The sequence below is a fragment of the Shinella zoogloeoides genome (assembly GCF_033705735.1).
In the GTDB taxonomy this organism is placed as follows: Bacteria; Pseudomonadota; Alphaproteobacteria; order Rhizobiales; family Rhizobiaceae; genus Shinella; species Shinella zoogloeoides_A.
Window position 1 is genome coordinate 410,989 of the sequence record NZ_CP131131.1, and the last position, 17,390, is coordinate 428,378.

General features: G+C 63.2%; 14 protein-coding genes and 2 pseudogenes. 8 read left to right on the forward strand and 8 right to left on the reverse strand.

Annotation, left to right across the window (positions count from 1 at the left end; translation table 11 throughout):
- Positions 1-77 precede the first annotated feature (77 nt).
- Genes ShzoTeo12_RS19585 through ShzoTeo12_RS19595 form a run of 3 tightly spaced genes read left to right on the forward strand, consistent with a single transcriptional unit; the run spans position 78 to position 3,022 of the window.
- Positions 78-1,208, forward strand: coding sequence for an ABC transporter substrate-binding protein (locus tag ShzoTeo12_RS19585; RefSeq protein ID WP_318913752.1), 1,131 nt, complete (start codon positions 78-80; stop codon positions 1,206-1,208).
- 3 nt (positions 1,209-1,211) lie between these two features.
- A complete protein-coding gene (locus tag ShzoTeo12_RS19590; protein ID WP_318913754.1) occupies positions 1,212-2,276 on the forward strand; it encodes an iron ABC transporter permease in 1,065 nt (354 codons plus the stop codon).
- Positions 2,270-3,022, forward strand: a complete 753-nt coding sequence (locus tag ShzoTeo12_RS19595; RefSeq protein WP_318913755.1) for an ABC transporter ATP-binding protein — start codon at positions 2,270-2,272, stop codon at positions 3,020-3,022. Before ShzoTeo12_RS19590 ends, ShzoTeo12_RS19595 begins: the two co-directional genes overlap by 7 nt.
- Before the next feature lie 375 nt (positions 3,023-3,397).
- On the opposite strand, the gene ShzoTeo12_RS19600 is transcribed toward ShzoTeo12_RS19595, so the two are convergent.
- The gene (locus ShzoTeo12_RS19600) at positions 3,398-3,520 is read right to left on the reverse strand and encodes a hypothetical protein (RefSeq protein ID WP_318913757.1); all 123 of its coding nucleotides are present in this window, start codon (positions 3,518-3,520) and stop codon (positions 3,398-3,400) included.
- A 3-nt stretch (positions 3,521-3,523) separates the two neighbouring features.
- Positions 3,524-3,631 (reverse strand): annotated as a pseudogene (locus ShzoTeo12_RS28285) (TetR family transcriptional regulator); the annotation flags it as partial.
- Between the two features lie 168 nt (positions 3,632-3,799).
- Between ShzoTeo12_RS28285 and ShzoTeo12_RS19605 the strand changes: the two are divergent.
- Entirely contained in the window at positions 3,800-4,420 is a 621-nt protein-coding gene (locus tag ShzoTeo12_RS19605) for a LysE family translocator (protein ID WP_318913758.1), read from the forward strand.
- Positions 4,421-4,569: 149 nt separating this feature from the next.
- Here the strand turns inward: ShzoTeo12_RS19605 and ShzoTeo12_RS19610 are convergent, their stop codons facing one another.
- Positions 4,570-6,183 carry a BCCT family transporter gene (locus tag ShzoTeo12_RS19610; RefSeq protein ID WP_318913760.1) on the reverse strand — a complete coding sequence of 538 codons (1,614 nt, stop codon included), beginning with the start codon at positions 6,181-6,183 and terminating at the stop codon, positions 4,570-4,572.
- A gap of 303 nt (positions 6,184-6,486) precedes the next feature.
- Here ShzoTeo12_RS19610 and ShzoTeo12_RS19615 point away from each other — a divergent pair, with 303 nt between their 5' ends.
- The 4 genes from ShzoTeo12_RS19615 (at position 6,487) to paoC (ending at position 10,830) form a co-directional block, all read left to right on the forward strand.
- Positions 6,487-6,981: a DUF305 domain-containing protein gene (locus ShzoTeo12_RS19615; RefSeq protein WP_318913761.1), complete on the forward strand. Its 495-nt coding sequence runs from the start codon at positions 6,487-6,489 to the stop codon at positions 6,979-6,981.
- A 67-nt stretch (positions 6,982-7,048) separates the two neighbouring features.
- A complete protein-coding gene (gene paoA / locus ShzoTeo12_RS19620; RefSeq protein WP_318914327.1) occupies positions 7,049-7,681 on the forward strand; it encodes an aldehyde dehydrogenase iron-sulfur subunit PaoA in 633 nt (210 codons plus the stop codon).
- Positions 7,678-8,628 (forward strand): xanthine dehydrogenase family protein subunit M, encoded by a 951-nt coding sequence (locus ShzoTeo12_RS19625; protein ID WP_318913763.1) that lies wholly within the window; start codon positions 7,678-7,680, stop codon positions 8,626-8,628. The genes paoA and ShzoTeo12_RS19625 overlap by 4 nt, the downstream gene beginning before the upstream one ends.
- Before the next feature lie 3 nt (positions 8,629-8,631).
- A complete protein-coding gene (paoC, locus tag ShzoTeo12_RS19630; RefSeq protein WP_318913764.1) occupies positions 8,632-10,830 on the forward strand; it encodes an aldehyde oxidoreductase molybdenum-binding subunit PaoC in 2,199 nt (732 codons plus the stop codon).
- A 187-nt stretch (positions 10,831-11,017) separates the two neighbouring features.
- Here paoC and ShzoTeo12_RS19635 read toward each other — a convergent pair.
- The 5 genes and pseudogenes from ShzoTeo12_RS19635 to ShzoTeo12_RS19655 form a co-directional block, all read right to left on the reverse strand.
- A pseudogene (locus ShzoTeo12_RS19635) lies at positions 11,018-11,494 on the reverse strand (DUF2254 family protein); the annotation flags it as partial.
- An 89-nt stretch (positions 11,495-11,583) separates the two neighbouring features.
- Positions 11,584-12,942 carry a sigma-54 dependent transcriptional regulator gene (locus tag ShzoTeo12_RS19640; RefSeq protein WP_318913765.1) on the reverse strand — a complete coding sequence of 453 codons (1,359 nt, stop codon included), beginning with the start codon at positions 12,940-12,942 and terminating at the stop codon, positions 11,584-11,586.
- Positions 12,939-14,753, reverse strand: coding sequence for a sensor histidine kinase (locus ShzoTeo12_RS19645; protein WP_318913767.1), 1,815 nt, complete (start codon positions 14,751-14,753; stop codon positions 12,939-12,941). The genes ShzoTeo12_RS19640 and ShzoTeo12_RS19645 overlap by 4 nt, the downstream gene beginning before the upstream one ends.
- Positions 14,754-14,840: 87 nt before the next feature.
- Positions 14,841-15,230, reverse strand: coding sequence for a DUF1850 domain-containing protein (locus tag ShzoTeo12_RS19650; RefSeq protein ID WP_318913768.1), 390 nt, complete (start codon positions 15,228-15,230; stop codon positions 14,841-14,843).
- Entirely contained in the window at positions 15,230-17,332 is a 2,103-nt protein-coding gene (locus ShzoTeo12_RS19655) for a TRAP transporter permease (protein ID WP_318913769.1), read from the reverse strand. The genes ShzoTeo12_RS19650 and ShzoTeo12_RS19655 overlap by 1 nt, the downstream gene beginning before the upstream one ends.
- Positions 17,333-17,390: the final 58 nt, after the last annotated feature.

A 17,390-nucleotide genomic window follows, 5' to 3' on the forward strand; every position in this document is an offset into this window, starting at 1 on the left:
CGCTTCTAAAAGATAAAACTTGACTATGAAAGTCGCCTAATAATACCTGCCGGAAGTTTTCACTGGAGATGAAACCCATGCGTCTTTCAGGCAAGTCGGCAATATTCGCCCTCGGCCTTCTCCTGTCCACCGCGCTTCCGACTATGGCCGAGCCGATCGTCGTGAAGGACGTGACGGGCCGCGACGTTGAAGTCGATGTGCCGGTCAAGCACGTCATCCTCGGCGAAGGCCGGCAGATTTACTTCCTCGCCGCCCTCGACAAGGAAAACCCGTTCCAGCATGTCGTCGGCTGGCGCGACGACCTGCCGAAGGCCGATCCGGAATCCTACGCCGCCTATCTCGCGAAATATCCGGAAATCGCCAAGCTGCCGACCTTCGGCGGCATGAAGGAGGGCACGTTCGACATCGAGCAGGCGGTAGCCCTGAAGCCCGACGTCATCCTGATGAATGTCGACGCCAAGACCGCGACGGAAGAGGCCGGCTATATCGAGAAGCTCGCCAAGGTCGGCATTCCGCTCGTCTATGTCGACTTCCGCGAAAAGCCGATGGAGAACACCGAGCCGAGCATGCGCGTCATGGGCACGCTGATGGGCAAGGAGAAGCTCGCGGAGGACTTCATTGCCTTCCGAGCCGATGCCATCAGGAAGGTCACGGATGTCCTGGAGAAGAGCAATCCCGCAAAGCCGGTCGTCTTCATGGAACGGGCAGGGGGATATTCCGACGATTGCTGCATGTCCTTCGGCAACGAGAACTTCGGCAAGATGGTCGAGCTCGCCGGCGGCACGAACATGGCCAAGGACATCATTCCCGGCACGTTCGGCGCGGTCAATCCGGAGCAGATCATCGCCTCCAATCCTGACCAGGTCATCATCACCGGCGGCATGTGGGAAGGCTATGTTCCCGGCGGCAACTGGATCGGCGTCGGTTATGGCGCGGATGCCGCGGAGGCGCACCGGAAGCTGGAAAACCTGACGAAGCGCCCGGCCTTTACCGGCATCAAGGCGGTCAAGGACGGCAATATCCACGCGATCTGGCACCAGTTCTACAACAATCCCTACCAATTCGTCGCGATACAACAGATCGCCAAGTGGCTCCACCCCGACCTCTTCAAGGATCTAGACCCGGAAGCGACCTTCAAGGAACTGCATGAGCGCTTCCTGCCGCTCGATTACAAGCCGGGATATTTCGTCTCGCTGAAGGGTGAATAGGCAATGAGCGCTGCGGCGATCGAAACGAAGGTAACGGGGCGCGATCAGTATCGCGCCCTTGCCTTTCGGCGCATTCTCATCCTGAGCGGCCTTGCGGTCGCGCTGGCGGCCAGCATTGCCATCGACATGGCGCTGGGGCCGGCGAACTACAGCCTCTCGCAGGTGCTTTCCGCGCTCTTCTCACCTGAAACGGCGGGTGATCAACTGCGTGTCGTCATCTGGGACATCCGCATGCCGATCGCGCTGATGGCCGTGATGGTCGGGGCGTCGCTTTCTGTCGCCGGTGCACAGATGCAGACGATCCTGTCGAACCCGCTCGCCAGTCCCTTCACTCTCGGTATTTCGGCCGCCGCCAGCTTCGGCGCGGCGCTGGGGCTTGTCGGCGGCGTCGCGATCTTTCCGGGCGCGGTTCAGTACATGGTGCCGGTAAATGCTTTCGTCATGGCCATGGTGGCGGCGCTGTTCATCCATTTCGCCTCGACGCTGCGCGGCGTCACCGTCGAGACGATCGTGTTGCTCGGCATCGCGTTGGTCTTCACCTTCAACGCGGCCCTGTCGCTGCTCGAATATCTTGCTTCCGAACAGGCGCTGGCGGCCGTCGTGTTCTGGACGATGGGCAGCCTGACCAAGGCGACCTGGGGCAAGGTTTTCGTCACCGCCGCCATCCTGGTCGTGACGCTGCCGCTCTTCATCCGCAATGCCTGGGCGCTGACGGCTCTGCGGCTCGGCGACGACAAGGCGGCAAGCATGGGGGTGAACGTGCGCCGCCTGCGCCTTCATACGATGCTCGTCGTCAGCCTGCTGGCCGCCATTCCCGTCTCCTTCGTGGGCACGATCGGTTTCGTCGGTCTTGTCGGCCCGCATATCGCGCGCATGGTCGTTGGCGAGGACCAGCGCTTCTTCCTGCCGGGCGCCATGATCTGCGGAGCGCTGCTGCTCTCGGCGACCTCAGTCGTCAGCAAGGTTCTGATCCCGGGTGCCATCCTGCCGATCGGTGTCATCACCGCGCTTGTCGGCGTGCCCTTCTTCTTCGTCCTGATTTTCTCGAACCGGAGGCGGGCATGGTAAGCTTGGTGCTGAAGGACCTCGGCGCCAGCTATGGCCGCACGACGGTTTTGTCCAAGGTGGCGATCGAGCTTTTGACGCCCGGCGCGACCACGGCCGTGATCGGGCCGAACGCCGCGGGAAAATCGACGCTTTTCAAGCGCATCGCCGGCCTGATTTCCGGTCCCGGGGTCGTCCAGCTTTCCGACGCGACGCGTGGTGATCGGGCGATCTGTTATATGCCGCAGGATACCGGCTCGAACGCCGTGCTCACGGTCTACGAATCGCTGCTGCTTGCCACCAAACAGGGTGGAAGCTGGCGTGTGCAGGACGACGAACTGTTCGAGATCGACGTGATCCTGAAGGCGCTGCGCATCGAAGATCTTGCGTTTCGCGGCCTGGACGCCCTTTCAGGCGGTCAGAGGCAGCTTGTCTCCCTCGGGCAGGCGCTGGTGCGCAAGCCGGAAGTCCTGCTGATGGACGAGCCGACCTCCGCGCTCGACCTGCATCGCCAGATCGACGTCCTCGAGTTTGTCGCCGGGCTTGCCGCTCGCACCGGTATGATCGTGCTCATCGCGCTGCACGATCTCAATCACGCGCTCCGCTACTGCACAAACACGATCGTCATCGCCGATGGCGAAATGGCTTCGAGCGGTGCGACGGCGGACGTGATCACTCCGGCGATGCTGCGCGATATCTATCGTGTTGACGCACGGATCGAAGCTTGCTCGCGTGGCCGCCCCATGGTCATCGTCGACGGCGCGCTGTGACGATGTCGAGGCGATCGGTCTGCCTGGGAAGCATGCCATCCCTGCGATCTGCCCGTCGCTTGCATCAGAACAAAGAGTGCCAACCTGCAGAATTGGGCGCGAGCGATCGCGGTTGCAAGCTCGCCAACCCGTTGGGTAGAAGTCGATCTTCGATATCGCAGTTTCATTCTAACGGCCAATCACTCTTTTGGAGTGGAACTATGCCAGCGCCTGATGCCGTCATCGCGTGCAGCAAACTTATTAAGTGGATCGAGGGTGCCCCGGCTGACCGGCCGGTTCGACAGCCGCGCGGGTAAAGCCGCAGCCACGCCACCTGGGGTTTTGGGGGTGTTCTGCAAGGGCGGCGAACATGCCCGCCACGCGCTCGGGCAATGGTCAGGTGGGGTCACCCAGCCAGTTGCGATAACGTTCCACTGTCGCGCTGTCGCGGGCCTCCAGATAGGCGGCGATCAGAGCATCCTTACTTTGAAAATGGTTGTAGAGGGTGCGTTTGGTCACGCCGGCGCGCTCGGCAATCGCATCGACACCAACGCTGCGCAGCCCGTGTTCGTAAAACAGGGCCTCTGCCGCGGTGATGATCTTGGCTGCCGTTGCTTCGGTCGTGTTGATCTGTACTCCATTTGCGTCCTAACATCCGCGTGGTTGTGCCTCCAGCCGGAAAGAAAGACGATATTGCCGCTATCCACCGTGCATCTTCAGGCCGGCAACTTGCAACGCACGGCACTGCGATCCTAACCTGCCGCCTTGTTTGCGGCCTATCGGCTGGAGGATATGCTTATGACATTCTTGGGATCGCTGTCGCTTTTCCTGGCCATGATCGCGCTGGCCGCTCTGCCTAGCTCCAGTGTGGCGCTCGTTGTCGTCCGCTCGGCGACCCGTGGCGTACGCCATGGCATTGCGACGTCCCTCGGGATAGCCGTGGGCGACCTGATCTTCGTCGCTTTCGCCGTTGCCGGGCTGGTCGCGATGACCGAAGCGATGGGGGTCTCTTTTGCCATGATGCGCTACGCCGCAGCAGCCTATCTATTCTGGTTCGGGATCAGCCTGCTGCGAAACGAAACTGCTGCGATCAATGGCGCCGGCGCGGATGGTCGGGGGGGCGGCCTGTGGATAAGCTTCGCCGCTGGTATCCTGCTGACGCTTGGCGATGTGAAGGCCATCCTTTTCTACGCAGCGCTGTTTCCCTTGTTTATCGATCTGACCGCTATGACGTTCATCAATGTCGCCTTGATCGCGGCCATCACGTTGATTGCCGTAGCAGGCGTAAAGATCGCTTATGCGATGACCGCGGCCACGATTGCCAGAGCTTCTCACGGATGGCCCTACCGGCCCGCCGCGCGGCGGGTTGCCGGTGGTGCGATGATCGCAGCGGCCGGGGCTTTGGCCTTGAAGTCCTAGAGCCGGTTACTCTTTCCGTCTGAACGGAGTTTTCTGCTCGATCTGAATGCCGTGTGAATAAGTAATCTCGCGATGTGCCGAGGGCCTGCTCCGTGTCCCAAGCTTCCTGAAGCGCCCGTGAGCGCTTCAGGGTCTCGATTCTAACGTCTCTAGCGGGGTTCGTTGGCAAGGCCCTTGAGGATCGCGAAGCAGGCGAGCAGCAGGACGATGGTGAATGGAAAGCCCGTGGAGACCGCCATCGCCTGCAAAGCGCCCAATCCCCCGCCGAGCAGCAGGGCGATGGCGACGAGGCCCTCGAAGCTTGCCCAGAAAACGCGCTGGGGAACCGGCGCGTCCACCTTGCCGCCGGCGGTGATGGTGTCGATGACGAGTGAGCCGGAATCCGACGAGGTCACGAAGAAGACGATGACCAGTACGATGCCGATGAAGCTCGTGATCGCCTGAAGGGGCAGGGCTTCCAGCATGGCGAACAGTTTCAGCTCCAGCGGCGCATCGACCACGGCCTGGTAGCCGTCGTTGACGATCTGGCTGATCGCCGTTCCGCCGAAGGCGGTCATCCAGAAGACGGAGACCAACGAGGGGATGATGAGCACGCAGGTGAGGAACTCGCGCACCGTGCGCCCGCGCGAAATGCGTGCGATGAACATGCCGACGAAGGGCGACCAGGAAATCCACCAGGCCCAGTAGAAGGCGGTCCAGCCCTGGCGGAAATTGTCGTCGGCCCGGCCGAACGGGTTCGACAGTTCCGGCAGGTAGCGCACGTATTCGAAGAGGTTGGTGAAAAAGCCGGTAAAAATGGCCAGTGTCGGCCCGACCGCCACGACGAAGGCAAGCAGCAGCGCCGCGAGGATCATGTTGATCTCGGAAAGACGTTTGACGCCCGCTTCGAGCCCGGCCACGACCGAAGCCAGGGCGACGGCCGTGATCGCGACGATCAGCACGACTTTGGAGACGTCATTGACCGGCACGCCGAACAGATGGTTGAGACCGGCATTGGCCTGTTCGGCGCCGAAGCCGAGCGAGGTGGCAAGGCCGAAAAGCGTAGCGAAGACGGCCAGTATGTCGATCACATGCCCCACCCAACCCCAGACGCGCTCGCCGAAGATCGGATAGAAGATCGAGCGCATGGTCAGCGGCAGGCCCTTGTTGTAGCAGAACAGCGCCAATGCCAGCGCGACGACGGCATAGATCGCCCAGGGATGGAGGGCCCAGTGGAAGATCGTCGCGGCCATGCCGAGATGCCGAGCGGTCGCTGTATCTCCTGCCGCGCCGCCGAGTGGCGCCCAACTCTGCGGACTTCCGGCATCCGCCGCGACGGCGGACGAGTAATGGGAGATCGGCTCGGATACGCCGTAAAACATCAGGCCGATGCCCATGCCGGCGGCAAAAAGCATGGAGAACCAGCCGGAGTAGGAATAATCCGGCACGGCATCGCGCCCGCCGATGCGGACCTTGCCGTAGGGCGAAACGATCAGGAAAAGACACAGCAGCAGGAAGACGTTGCCGGCAGCCAGGAAGAACCAGTCGAAAGTCGCGGTCAGCCAGTCGCGCAGGCCGGAGAAGAGCGGTCCGACATATTGCTGGAAGGCGAGCGTCAGGAAGACGAAGCCGACGATGGTCAGGCCCGAGATCAGGAAAACCGGGTTGTGAACGTCGAGGCCGAAGGGGCCGATCCGGGGCGTGATGTTGTCCTGGCCGATCGTGTACGTCGTGTCGATCAGTTCCGTTGGACCTTCGGGAACGGGGATGCCAGTGTCGCTCATGGTGTCCTCCAGATAGCGAGTTTTGCGTCCGGGTGGTGCGCGGCTGCGGATTACAGCAGTACGGGGCAGGGAAGACCCCCATAGATTCTTAGAAAGTTTGGAACATCCCACCCGTGCCGTCCAGTATTGCTGACAGGAGAATGAAGCATTAATCATGCATCGGCCAGAGGTGGTCTAAATGCGACCCAACTGGTTTCACCGACCGAGCGAAAGCAATTATCTGGCGGCAGGGCGGCACAATTTCTTCGCCCGCGAGTTTCGTATTCTGCGCACAGTTTTTACCGCTGAATGGGAACACGAAACATGAGCTATGCCCGCTTCTGCTTCATGATCGCGGTTTCGACCGTCGTGATGTTCGGCCTGATGTACCTGAACACGTTCGCCGCCGATCATATTTTCTATAGCCAGACACGCATGTGGATGGCGCTTCTCATGGGCGCTGCGATGGTCATCGTCATGCTGTCTTTCATGTGGTCGATGTATCCAAATCGCATGGTCAATGTAGCGATCGTCGTGGTGGCGACAGTCGTGTTCGGTCTCTCGCTCTGGCTAGTGCGCAGCCAGGAAACGGTGGACGACGTCTCCTACATGAAGGCTATGATCCCGCACCATTCCATCGCGATCATGACGAGTGGCCGGGCGCATATCAAGGATCCGCGCGTGCGAAAACTCGCCGACGGTATCATCGAAGCTCAGGTCCGGGAGATCAAGGAGATGAAGCAATTGATCGCCGAACTCCAGACCAATCCCGCGGCGGACGGTTCGCCGGACCTTCAGCCTGCGGTGACGACGCAGTAGCGACATGACGGTGCGTCCGCCGGACGAAACGATGCAGTCAGGATCTTCCAACGAACTGGTGCAGATTATGCAAAGCCTTCAACTCGAAATCTCCCGCCGCGACCTGGTGGCGTCCACGGCCGCCACTGTCGCGGTTACGGCGCTTGTCGGAGAAGCGGCGGGCCAGTCGCAAGGAGCTGCAATGAATCATGGATCTCAGGTGACATTCACCGTGAACGGCCGGATGCATAGTGTGGAGATCGACAACAGAACCACGCTTCTCGACGCGCTGCGCGAGCATCTGCATCTCACTGGCACAAAGAAGGGATGCGATCACGGTCAATGCGGTGCCTGTACGGTGATCGTCGACGGGCGCCGCATCAATTCCTGTCTGACGCTTGCCGTCATGCATGACGGCGACGACATCATGACGATCGAGGGGCTGGGACAGCCGGGCGAACTGCATCCGATGCAGGCGGCCTTCGTCAAGCATGACGGCTTCCAGTGCGGCTATTGCACGTCCGGCCAAATCTGTTCCTCCGTGGCGGTGCTGGAAGAGATCGCAGCGAATATTCCCAGCCATGTAACAGCCGATCTGACCGCGCAGGCGACGATCACGCCAGACGAAATCCGCGAGCGGATGAGCGGCAATATCTGTCGTTGTGGGGCCTACTCGAACATCCTGGACGCCATCACCGAAGTCGCGGAGACACCGACATGAGACCTTTCACCTATGAGCGGGCCTCCTCCGTCGAGGCCGCAGCGAAGGCCGCGGCCTCCAATGCGGATACCAGGTTCATCGCCGGCGGCACGAATCTTCTCGACTTGATGAAACTGGAGATCGAAACGCCGGCGCATCTGATCGACGTCAACGGCCTCGCCCTCGACACGATCGAAGCGACTGCCGAGGGAGGCTTGCGTATCGGCGCAATGGTACGCAACACCGATCTGGCCGCGCATGAAACCGTCCGCCGCGATTACGGCCTGCTGTCGCGCGCGCTGCTTGCCGGCGCATCCGGCCAGTTGCGCAACAAGGCGACGACGGCTGGAAACCTGTTGCAGCGGACGCGCTGTCCCTATTTTTACGATACCAACCAGCCGTGCAACAAGCGACATCCGGGCAGCGGCTGTTCGGCCATCGGCGGTTTCAGCCGCCAGCACGCGGTGGTCGGGGTCAGCGACGCCTGCATCGCCACTCACCCCAGCGACATGGCGGTGGCCATGCGCGCCCTCGATGCGACCGTCGAAACCGTGAAGGGCGACGGCAGCAAACGCTCCATCGCGATTGCCGATTTCCACCGTCTGCCGGGCGACACACCACACATCGAGACCGTTCTCGAACGCGGCGAGTTCATCACCGCTGTGGTGCTGCCGCCGCCGATTGGCGGCAAACACATCTATCGGAAAGTGCGCGACCGCGCGTCCTACGCCTTCGCGCTGGTCTCGGTCGGCGCGGTCGTCCAGCCCGATGGAACGGGCCGTATGGCGGTTGGCGGCATCGCGCATAAGCCATGGCGTATGGAGGCGGCGGAGCGCGTCTTGCCGAAAGGCGCCAAGGCGGCCGCGTCGGTGCTTCTCGCCGATGCCCGGCCCACCGACCAGAACCGCTTCAAGGTCGATCTCGTCGCGCGCACGCTCAGCGCCGTCATCGCGGGGGCAAAGGAGTAATCCATGCAGTTCGACAAACCAGCAACCACCAACCCGATAGACCGGCTCACGGTCGTGGGCCGGCCCATCCGCCGCATCGACGGCGAACTTAAGACCAGCGGCCGGGCGAAGTATGCCTATGAGTGGCATGATCCCGACATTCGCTATGCCTATGGCTATCCGGTTGGTTCCTCCATTGCCAAGGGCCGGATTAAATCGATGGATACGACTGCCGCAAAAAAGGCACCTGGCGTTATCGCCGTGGTCACCGCACCGGAGATCGGCGAGCTCAAGAAGGGAGAGCACAATATCGCCAGACTGTTTGGCGGGAATGAGGTCCAGCACTATCATCAGGCAGTCGCTGTCGTTGTGGCGGACACCTTCGAGCAGGCGCGTGCGGCGGCCGTGCTGGTAAAGGTGGAATATGACGAAGGAAACGGCGTCTACGATCTCGCACAAGCGAAGGGATCGGCCGTCAAGCCTGACGACTCGCAGCAGCCGGATACGGCCGTCGGCGATTTCGATGCTGCCTTTAAGGCGGCTGCGGCACGCCTTGACGAAACCTATATGACTCCAGACCAGTCTCAAGCGATGATGGAGCCGCATTCGTCCATTGCAGCGTGGGACGGTGATGAGGTGAGCGTGTGGACATCCAGCCAGATGATCGACTGGTGGCGCACCGATCTTGCGACGACGCTCGATATCGACAAGGAAAAAATCCACCTGATGTCGCCGTTCATCGGCGGCGGTTTCGGCGCCAAACTGTTTCTGCGGGCGGACGCCGTTCTGGCTGCTCTCGGTGCGCGCGCAGCCGGACGCCCTGTCAAAGTGGCTCTGCCGCGGCCTTTCGTCGCCAACAACACCACCCATCGGCCGGCAACGATCCAGCGCATTCGCATCGGGGCTGAGCGCGACGGAAAAATTACCGCCATTGGGCATGAAAGCTGGTCGGGAAACTTGCCGGGCGGGCCGCTTGAGATTGCTGTCAACCAGACGCGCCTGCTTTATGCCGGCGCAAGCCGCATGACGGCGATGCGGCTGGCGACGCTCGATCTCCCCGAAGGCAATTCGATGCGCGCGCCGGGGGAAGCGCCCGGCTTGATGGCGCTCGAAATCGCCATGGACGAAATGGCGGAAAAACTTGACATGGATCCGGTTGAGTTCCGCATTCTCAACGACACCCAGGTCGATCCCGAAAATCCGGAGCGCCCGTTCTCGCATCGCGATCTTATCGGCTGCCTCAAGCTCGGCGCTGAGCGGTTCGGCTGGAAGGGGCGCGGCACGCCGGGCGCGCGGCGCGACGGCAATTGGCTGATCGGGCAGGGGATGGCTGCCGCCTTCCGCGACAATCTGCTGGTTCCGTCCGGCGCGCGGGTGCGGCTCGACAAGGACGGGGTCGTCACCGTCGAAACGGACATGACCGACATCGGCACGGGCAGCTACACGATTATCGCCCAGACCGCCGCTGAAATGCTGGGCCTTCCCTTCGAAAAGGTGGCCGTTCATCTCGGCGATTCCCGCTTCCCCGTCTCCTCCGGCTCCGGCGGCCAGTTCGGCGGCACCTGTTCGACATCGGGCGTCTATGCCGCCTGCGTCAAATTACGCGAGGCGGTGGCGAAGAAGCTCGGCCTCAACACGCAGGACGTCAGCTTCGAAAATGGCGAAGTGCGCTCCGGCAGCCGCTCGGTTCCACTGTCGGAGGCAGCCGGTCCCGACGGGATCACGGTCGAGGACAAGATCGAATGGGGCAAGCTCTCCGAAACGCACCAGCAATCGACGTTCGGCGCGCATTTTGTCGAGGTCGGCGTCGACAGGGCGACGGGAGAGACCCGCATCCGCCGAATGCTGGCGGTGTGTGCGGCCGGCCGGATTCTCAATCCGATCACCGCCCGCAGCCAGGTGATCGGCGCGATGACGATGGGAGCGGGCGCCGCGCTGTCGGAAGAACTGGTTGTCGATACCCGCCGCGGCTTTTTCGTCAACCATGATCTGGCCGGCTACGAAGTCCCGGTCCATGCCGATATTCCGCATCAGGAGGTGATCTTCATGGACGAGACGGATCCGATGTCGTCGCCGATGAAGGCGAAGGGGGTCGGCGAACTCGGTTTTTGCGGCGTGGCCGCTGCGATCGCCAACGCCATTTACGACGCGACCGGCGTTCGCGTGCGCGACTATCCCGTGACGCTGGACAAGTTGATCGGCGGCCTACCGGACGTCGCGTAGTTGAGCGCTTTGCCGGTTGGCGTGGATGTCTCTTCCGTCGCCAAGCCCGGATTTCGCGGCGCCCGATTGAGAAAGCCGCATAGTCTGGAACTTTGCGGCTATGGATGAGACGGAAGTCTGTCAGCGCTTCGCCGATGCAGAGTGCCGCGAAGCTTCCTTTGGCGTCTCGGCGGTGCGGCGAGCGTTACTTCGCGAGATGGTCGATCCAGCGGAGCAGGGTCACGACGATGGGCACGATGACGCCGATCGTAACCAGGAACAGCACCACGCGCCCCTGATCGCCGTACGCGCCAGTGTTGAGGGCGATGATCCCGACGAGACTGAAGAGGAACGATCCGACGAAGGTCGAGAGCACATTCTGCGTCGTGCTGTCCTCCATGACGAGTTTCGTCGCACGCGGCGTGACGTTGCTGGTCGCTGCGGAGTAGGCCGAAACCATCGTGCTGAGCGAGAACGTCGTCACGGTCAACATGCTGGACGCGATGATGCCGAGGATATTGCCCGCGGCGTCCGCGCCGATACGGGTCGATAGGTCGCCAGGTATGAAGGGAGCGAGCACGATGGCGATCAAGGCCGTCGCAATGGCGAGAATGGAAAACAGCGTTGCGCGGAACCAGATCCGGCGCACGAGTTGGGACAGCAACCAGACCCGCCGTGACGTCATAAACCGCCCCTTATTCCCTCCAGACGACGCAAGTGCTTCGAGGATTTGCATGTAGCGATGTGGAGCGCATGCGCAATAAACCAAGCCCGCTACTGCTCGTTGTTTTCCGTCTGCCTCCTTCGATAGCTCTGGAGACCGCGCCGGCTCATCTTTTCGTTGAGTGTGCGAAGCGGAATGCCGAGGACCGCAGCTGCGCGCGCGGCGCTTCCATCGCTGCGATCAAGTGCTTCGCGGATGAGATGGGCCTCATATGCGGCCAACCGATCCGGCAGGGCAAGGTCCGTTGCTTCGGGTGCGGCCGTGCCGGCCTGCATGATGGTATCGTCGAGGCCCAGCGCAAAGCGTTCTGCCTGTGCCTTGAGTTCACGCACATTGCCTCGCCATTCCTGCTGCCGGAGTTGCTCGATCTGGCCGGCGGGAGCCGCCCGAATGGGCCGGCCATATCTGTGCGCCGCAAGGGTGGCGAAATGGCCGAACAGGAGGCCAATGTCGTCGCGCCGCTGGCGTAACGGCGGAATGCGGATATCCACGGTGGCGAGACGATAGAAGAGGTCTTCACGGAAGCGCGCGGCAGCAATCTCGGGGGCAAGATCGCTCTTGGCGGCGGCGACGATGCGCACGTCGACGGGCCGCAGCCGGTTCTCGCCGAGCCGCTCGACGACCCGTTCCTGCAGCACGCGCAGGATTTTCGCCTGCAGGCCGAGCGGCATGGATTCGATCTCGTCGAGAAAGATCGTGCCGCCGGCGGCATGCTCGAACTTGCCCTCGCGATCGGCAATCGCGCCGGTGAAGGCGCCTTTCACATGGCCGAACACCTCGCTTTCGAAGATGGCTTCCGGCAGCGCCCCGCAGTTGATGGCGACGAAGGGACCGGCGGAGCGCCGGCTGAGCCGATGGAGCGCGCGTGCGACAAGCTCCTTGCCTGTGCCCGTTTCGCCGATGACGAGAACGTCGATATCGACATCGGCGAGTGTCGCGACACGGCTGCGCAGATTCTGGATCGCTGGACTGTCGCCGACGATGGCGTCCTTTTCCTCGCCACCGACAAGATTCTGGAGGCGCACGATCTCCTGTTTCATGCGCCGCTTCTCAACGGCCTTGTCTAGCACCGTAAGCAAGCGTTCGGCATCGTAAGGCTTTTCCAGAAAATCCTCCGCGCCTTGTTTGATCGCCTGGACGGCAAGTCCGACATCGCCATGCGCCGTGATAAGCACGACAGGCACGTCCGGTTTCTGGCAAACGATGGAATTGAGCAGCGTCATGCCGTCGATACCCGGCATGCGCACGTCCGTGACGACGACATGCGGCTCTGCGCGTAGCAGCGCCGTAAAGGCCTCCTCCGGCCGATGGAATGCTTCGACGGAAAAACCGCTGACGGTGAGCCAGTCCGTTGCGGCCTTCAGCAGGTCGCGGTCGTCGTCGACCAGCAGGATGTGGCCGCGGTTCATTGCGCCGCCTCCAGGTTGCCGGCGTCACGCCTGCCGAGCGGCACGGAGACGATAGCGGAGGTCCCTCCGCCCGGCACTTCGGCGAACCGGATCTCGCCGCCGCATTCGCGCACGATCGTCGTGGCGATGGACAGGCCGAGGCCGAGGCCTTCGCCCGTCAGCTTAGTGGTAAAGAAGGGTTCGCCGATGCGCTCGCGATGTTCCGGCGCGATGCCCGATCCGTTGTCGATGATCGCTACCTCGACGCGATCCGAATCCTGCGTGCGCCGGATCGTGATGGCGGGGTCGGGGCGCCCCTCGACGGCATCCAGCGCGTTCAGCAGGAGATTGAGCATCGCCTGTTCGAGCTTCAGCGCGACGGCGATCACGATGGGCGAGGGGGCCTGTGCCTCGATGACGGGGGTGATGCCGAGGCTTTTCGTACGCGGGACGGCGAGGTCCACCACGTTGCCGATGACGCTGTCGATCGAAACGTCCTCCAGCTCCGAGGCGTCCTTGCGGGCGAAGGTCTTCAGGTGCTTGACGGTACGTTGCATGCGCCGGACGAGGGAGCGCGCGTCGACGATGCGTTCGCCGGCGGCCCCGGCCTCCTGCTTGCCGGCCAGCACGCCGGCCGTTGCGAGGGTGGCATCGAGCGCGGCGAGCGGCTGGCTGACCTCGTGCACGATCGCCGCGGACATGCGGCCGAGCGCCGCCATCTTTTCCGAATGGATGAGGCCCTCCTGCGCGTGGCGCAGTTCGTCCTCGGTCCTGCGGCGCATGTCGATCTCGCAGGCGAGATCCCGCGTGCGCTCGGCCACCATGCGTTCGAGCAGTTCGCCTTGACGCAGCCGCATACGGATGATTTGGGCGTGCTGGTGCAGGAAGTAGAGCGTGCCTGTCGCCAAAAGGCCGGTGATCAGCGCGGCGAGCGCCCAGAAGCCTGCGAGCTTGGCGGTATCCCCAGTGCCGCTCGCCGCCAGCACGCGCCAGCCGTCCGGCTCCACCGTCGAGAAGCGGGCGAGCAGCGGTGCACCGCCTTCTTCGAGATGGAGCGCTGGGTCCTCCAGGGCGCCGGAGGGCAGGCCGACCCCTTCCGGCAGGATCGGCCTGCGTGCCGCAAGGTCGGCGCCCTCGTAGGTGCGTTCCGCCGCGAGCCGCACCGAAGCTTCCGTCCCGAGCGGCGCCAGTGGACGATATTTCCAGTCCGGATTGCCAGAGAGGAAGACGATGCCCCAGCGGTCGGCGATGGCGGTCTGTACGCCGGCTGCCTCCCAGGTCAGCTCCAGCGGCGACAGGTCCGCCTTGACGACGACGACGATGGGCGGCTTGCCGGCGATATCGATGCGCGAGGCGAGGAAATAGCCGGGCTTGCCGGTCGTCACGCCAATGGCGTAGTAGCGGCCCTCTCCTTTGCGCATCGCGTTGCGGAAATACGGGCGGAAACTGTAATCCTGCCCGACGAAACTCTCCGGCGTTGCATGGTTGCTGGCCGCAAGGGTGACGCCGCGGGCGTCGAGCACGTAAAGGTCGGCGGGGCCGGCCTGCCGGACGATGGTCTCCAGATAGGCGTTCGCGGCGGCGAGGGTCGTCTCGCCGCGCTCCGGCCCGGCTATCGCGCGGATGCGCGCGTCCTCGCCGATCACCATCGGCAGGTAGCGGAAGCGCTCGATCTCCGTTTCGATGGCGCGATTGGTCAGGACGAGGCTGCGCTGGAGCTGACCTTCGAGCGCGCCGATGGCGACGCCGCTTGCCAGGTGATAGGCGACGAAGGGCGCGATGCAGGTCGCCACAAGCATGGCGAACGTCATGCGGCCGATGGTGCGCGTCATTTTCGGATCGATCCGTCTGTGAATGTTCTCGGCCATGAGCTTAGCGCCCCTTCCGTACTGAAAGAACAGAAGAATGGCATCCGGTCATCATTTGCCGGATTCCTTCAGTGTGGCTGCGGGGCAAGAGCGTAGCACGATGGGCTCCCCCTTGTCGTGGCCAAGCTCCCGGCAATCGTCGCCGGCGCAGAGCATCCAGCCGGAGCCGGTGGCGCCGGACGATGCGAGCACCAGTTCGGCAAGTGGGGCGGCATGCGGTTCCCATACCCACCAGCCGTCCTGTCGGCGCGCGCCTTCGCCGGGCTCCATGCCGGCGCCCGAGCCCTTTACGCGCGCCTCCCGCAGCACCAGACCATCCGGCGTGACGGCCCAGAGTTCTTGCCATGCGGTCTTCTCCACCGAATGGGTCCAGCTCAGGGTAAAAAGGCCGGCGGCAAGGACGATGGCCTTGCCGCCCGCCATGCACAGCAGTGCGCTCATCAGGCCGCTTTCGGCTCGGCCGCGCGAGCCTTGCGCCAGATGAGGACGGCGAAGGCGGCTCCGAGCGCGAAGCCGATCTCGTCCGTCAAGGGCAGCGCGGCGAGCGTGGAGAAGGACGCGGCCGTCGCCAGCACGCGCTCGAAGAGCGTGAGCCGGACGGCGGCGAAGCCGATCACTGCAGCGCCCCACAGGGCAATCGCGAAGCCCGTCTTGAAGACGATGTAGGCGACCGCCGCCGGATAGCCGAGGGAGGCGGCAATCGCGCCGCCGTCCTGGAGCATGAGTGCCGGGGAATAGACCGCCATGAACGGAATGACGAAGCCCGCCGCGGCCACCTTGATGGCCTCGAAGGATATCTTCAGGCCGCTCTCGCGGGCGATGGGCGCGGCGGCGAAGCAGGCGAGCGCCACCGGCGGTGTCAGGTCGGCGAGAATGCCGAAATAGAACACGAACATATGGCTGACGATCAGCGGCACGCCGAGTTCGAGAAGCGCCGGACCCGCGATGGACGAGGTGATAATGTAGTTCGGGATCGTCGGGATGCCCATGCCGAGAACGAGGCACGTCACCATGGTCAGCAGCAGCGACAGGAACAGGCTCTTGCCGCCGACCGAAACGATGAACTGGCCGAAGGTGTTGGCCGCGCCGGTCAGCGTCATCGTACCGATGATGATGCCGACGAGCGCGCAGGCGATGGCCACCGGCAGCGCGGTCTTGGCGCCTTCCGCCAGCGCATCGCGGCAGATTACGAGCGTCTCGCGCCCGCCTTTCCAGACGGCATTGGCGACGATCAGCGCGGCAAGGGCGACCACCACGACCTTTATGCCGAACTTGAAGAAGGCGGCGGCGATGAGACCGAGGCCGATCCAGAAGATGACCCTGACGACCGTCGAGGGAAGGCCGAGAGCGATCGAGCTGCCGAGAATGAGCAGCAGGGTGAAGCCGAGGCCCACCGTGCCGGCGAAAAGCGGCGTATAGCCGGAGAAGAGCAGCCAGATGAGCGCGGCAAGCGGCAGGATCAGATACCAACCCTTGACGATGGCTGTGCGTGCCGAGGGCAGCTCGCTTCTGGACAGTCCGAGAAGGCCGCGCTTTCCGGCTTCCAGATGCACCATCCAGAAGGCGGAGGCGAAGTAGAGGATCGCGGGAATGAGGGCGGCCTTGACGACCTCGTGATATTCGACGCCGAGCGTTTCGGCCATGATGAAGGCGACGGCGCCCATGACGGGCGGCATGATCTGGCCACCCATGGAGGCGGTCGCCTCCACGCCGCCGGCAAAGGCCGGGCTGTAGCCGAACCGCTTCATCAGCGGGATCGTGAACTGGCCGGTGGTGACGACATTGGCGACGCCCGAGCCGGAGATCGTACCCATCAGGGCGGAAGAGATGATCGAGACCTTCGCCGCCCCGCCCCGCCGCGCACCGACGAGGCTGAGCGAGACATCGTTGAAGAGCTGGATCATGCCCGCCTTCTCCAGGAAGGCGCCGAACAGGATGAAGAGGAAGATATAGCTGGACGATACCAGCGTCGGGATGCCGTAGATGCCCTCCGTCCCGTAGGCCATGTGGTCGATGACCTGGGAGAAGTCGTAGCCGCGGTGGTCGAGCGGAGCGGGCAGGTATTCACCGAACAGACAATAGGCGAGGAAGACGCCGGCGATGATCGGCAGCGCCGGTCCCATCAAGGCCCAAGCGGCGGCGAAGACGATGCCGATTCCCAGGACTCCGAAGACGATGTCCTGCGGCAGGGGATCGCCCGCGCGCACCAGAAGGTCCGCATATTCGTAGCACTGGTAGGCGGCCACGGCCGCCCCGAACGCCGAAAGCGTCCAGGCGGCGATGCGCACTAGGCCGCGGCGGCCGGACATGGCGGTGAGCAATGGAAAGATCAGGACGGTGACGAAGCCGACATGGATCGCTCGGATGAGCTGGCTCGGCGGATCGAGAAGATGCGCGGCCGTCGCGATCTGGAAGACGGAGAACAAGAAGGCAATTGCAAAGAGCAGGCGTCCTTCCGGAGTCGCGGGAAATGCGCCCGCGAGCGCATCATGCTTGCTGAGATCGACGGCGGCGCCGTCGATCGATCCTTGGGTGTCGTGCATCGTTTCCTCCCGAGTGGCTGATGGGCGAGGGCTTCCATGCGGCGATCCTCCGTCGCCG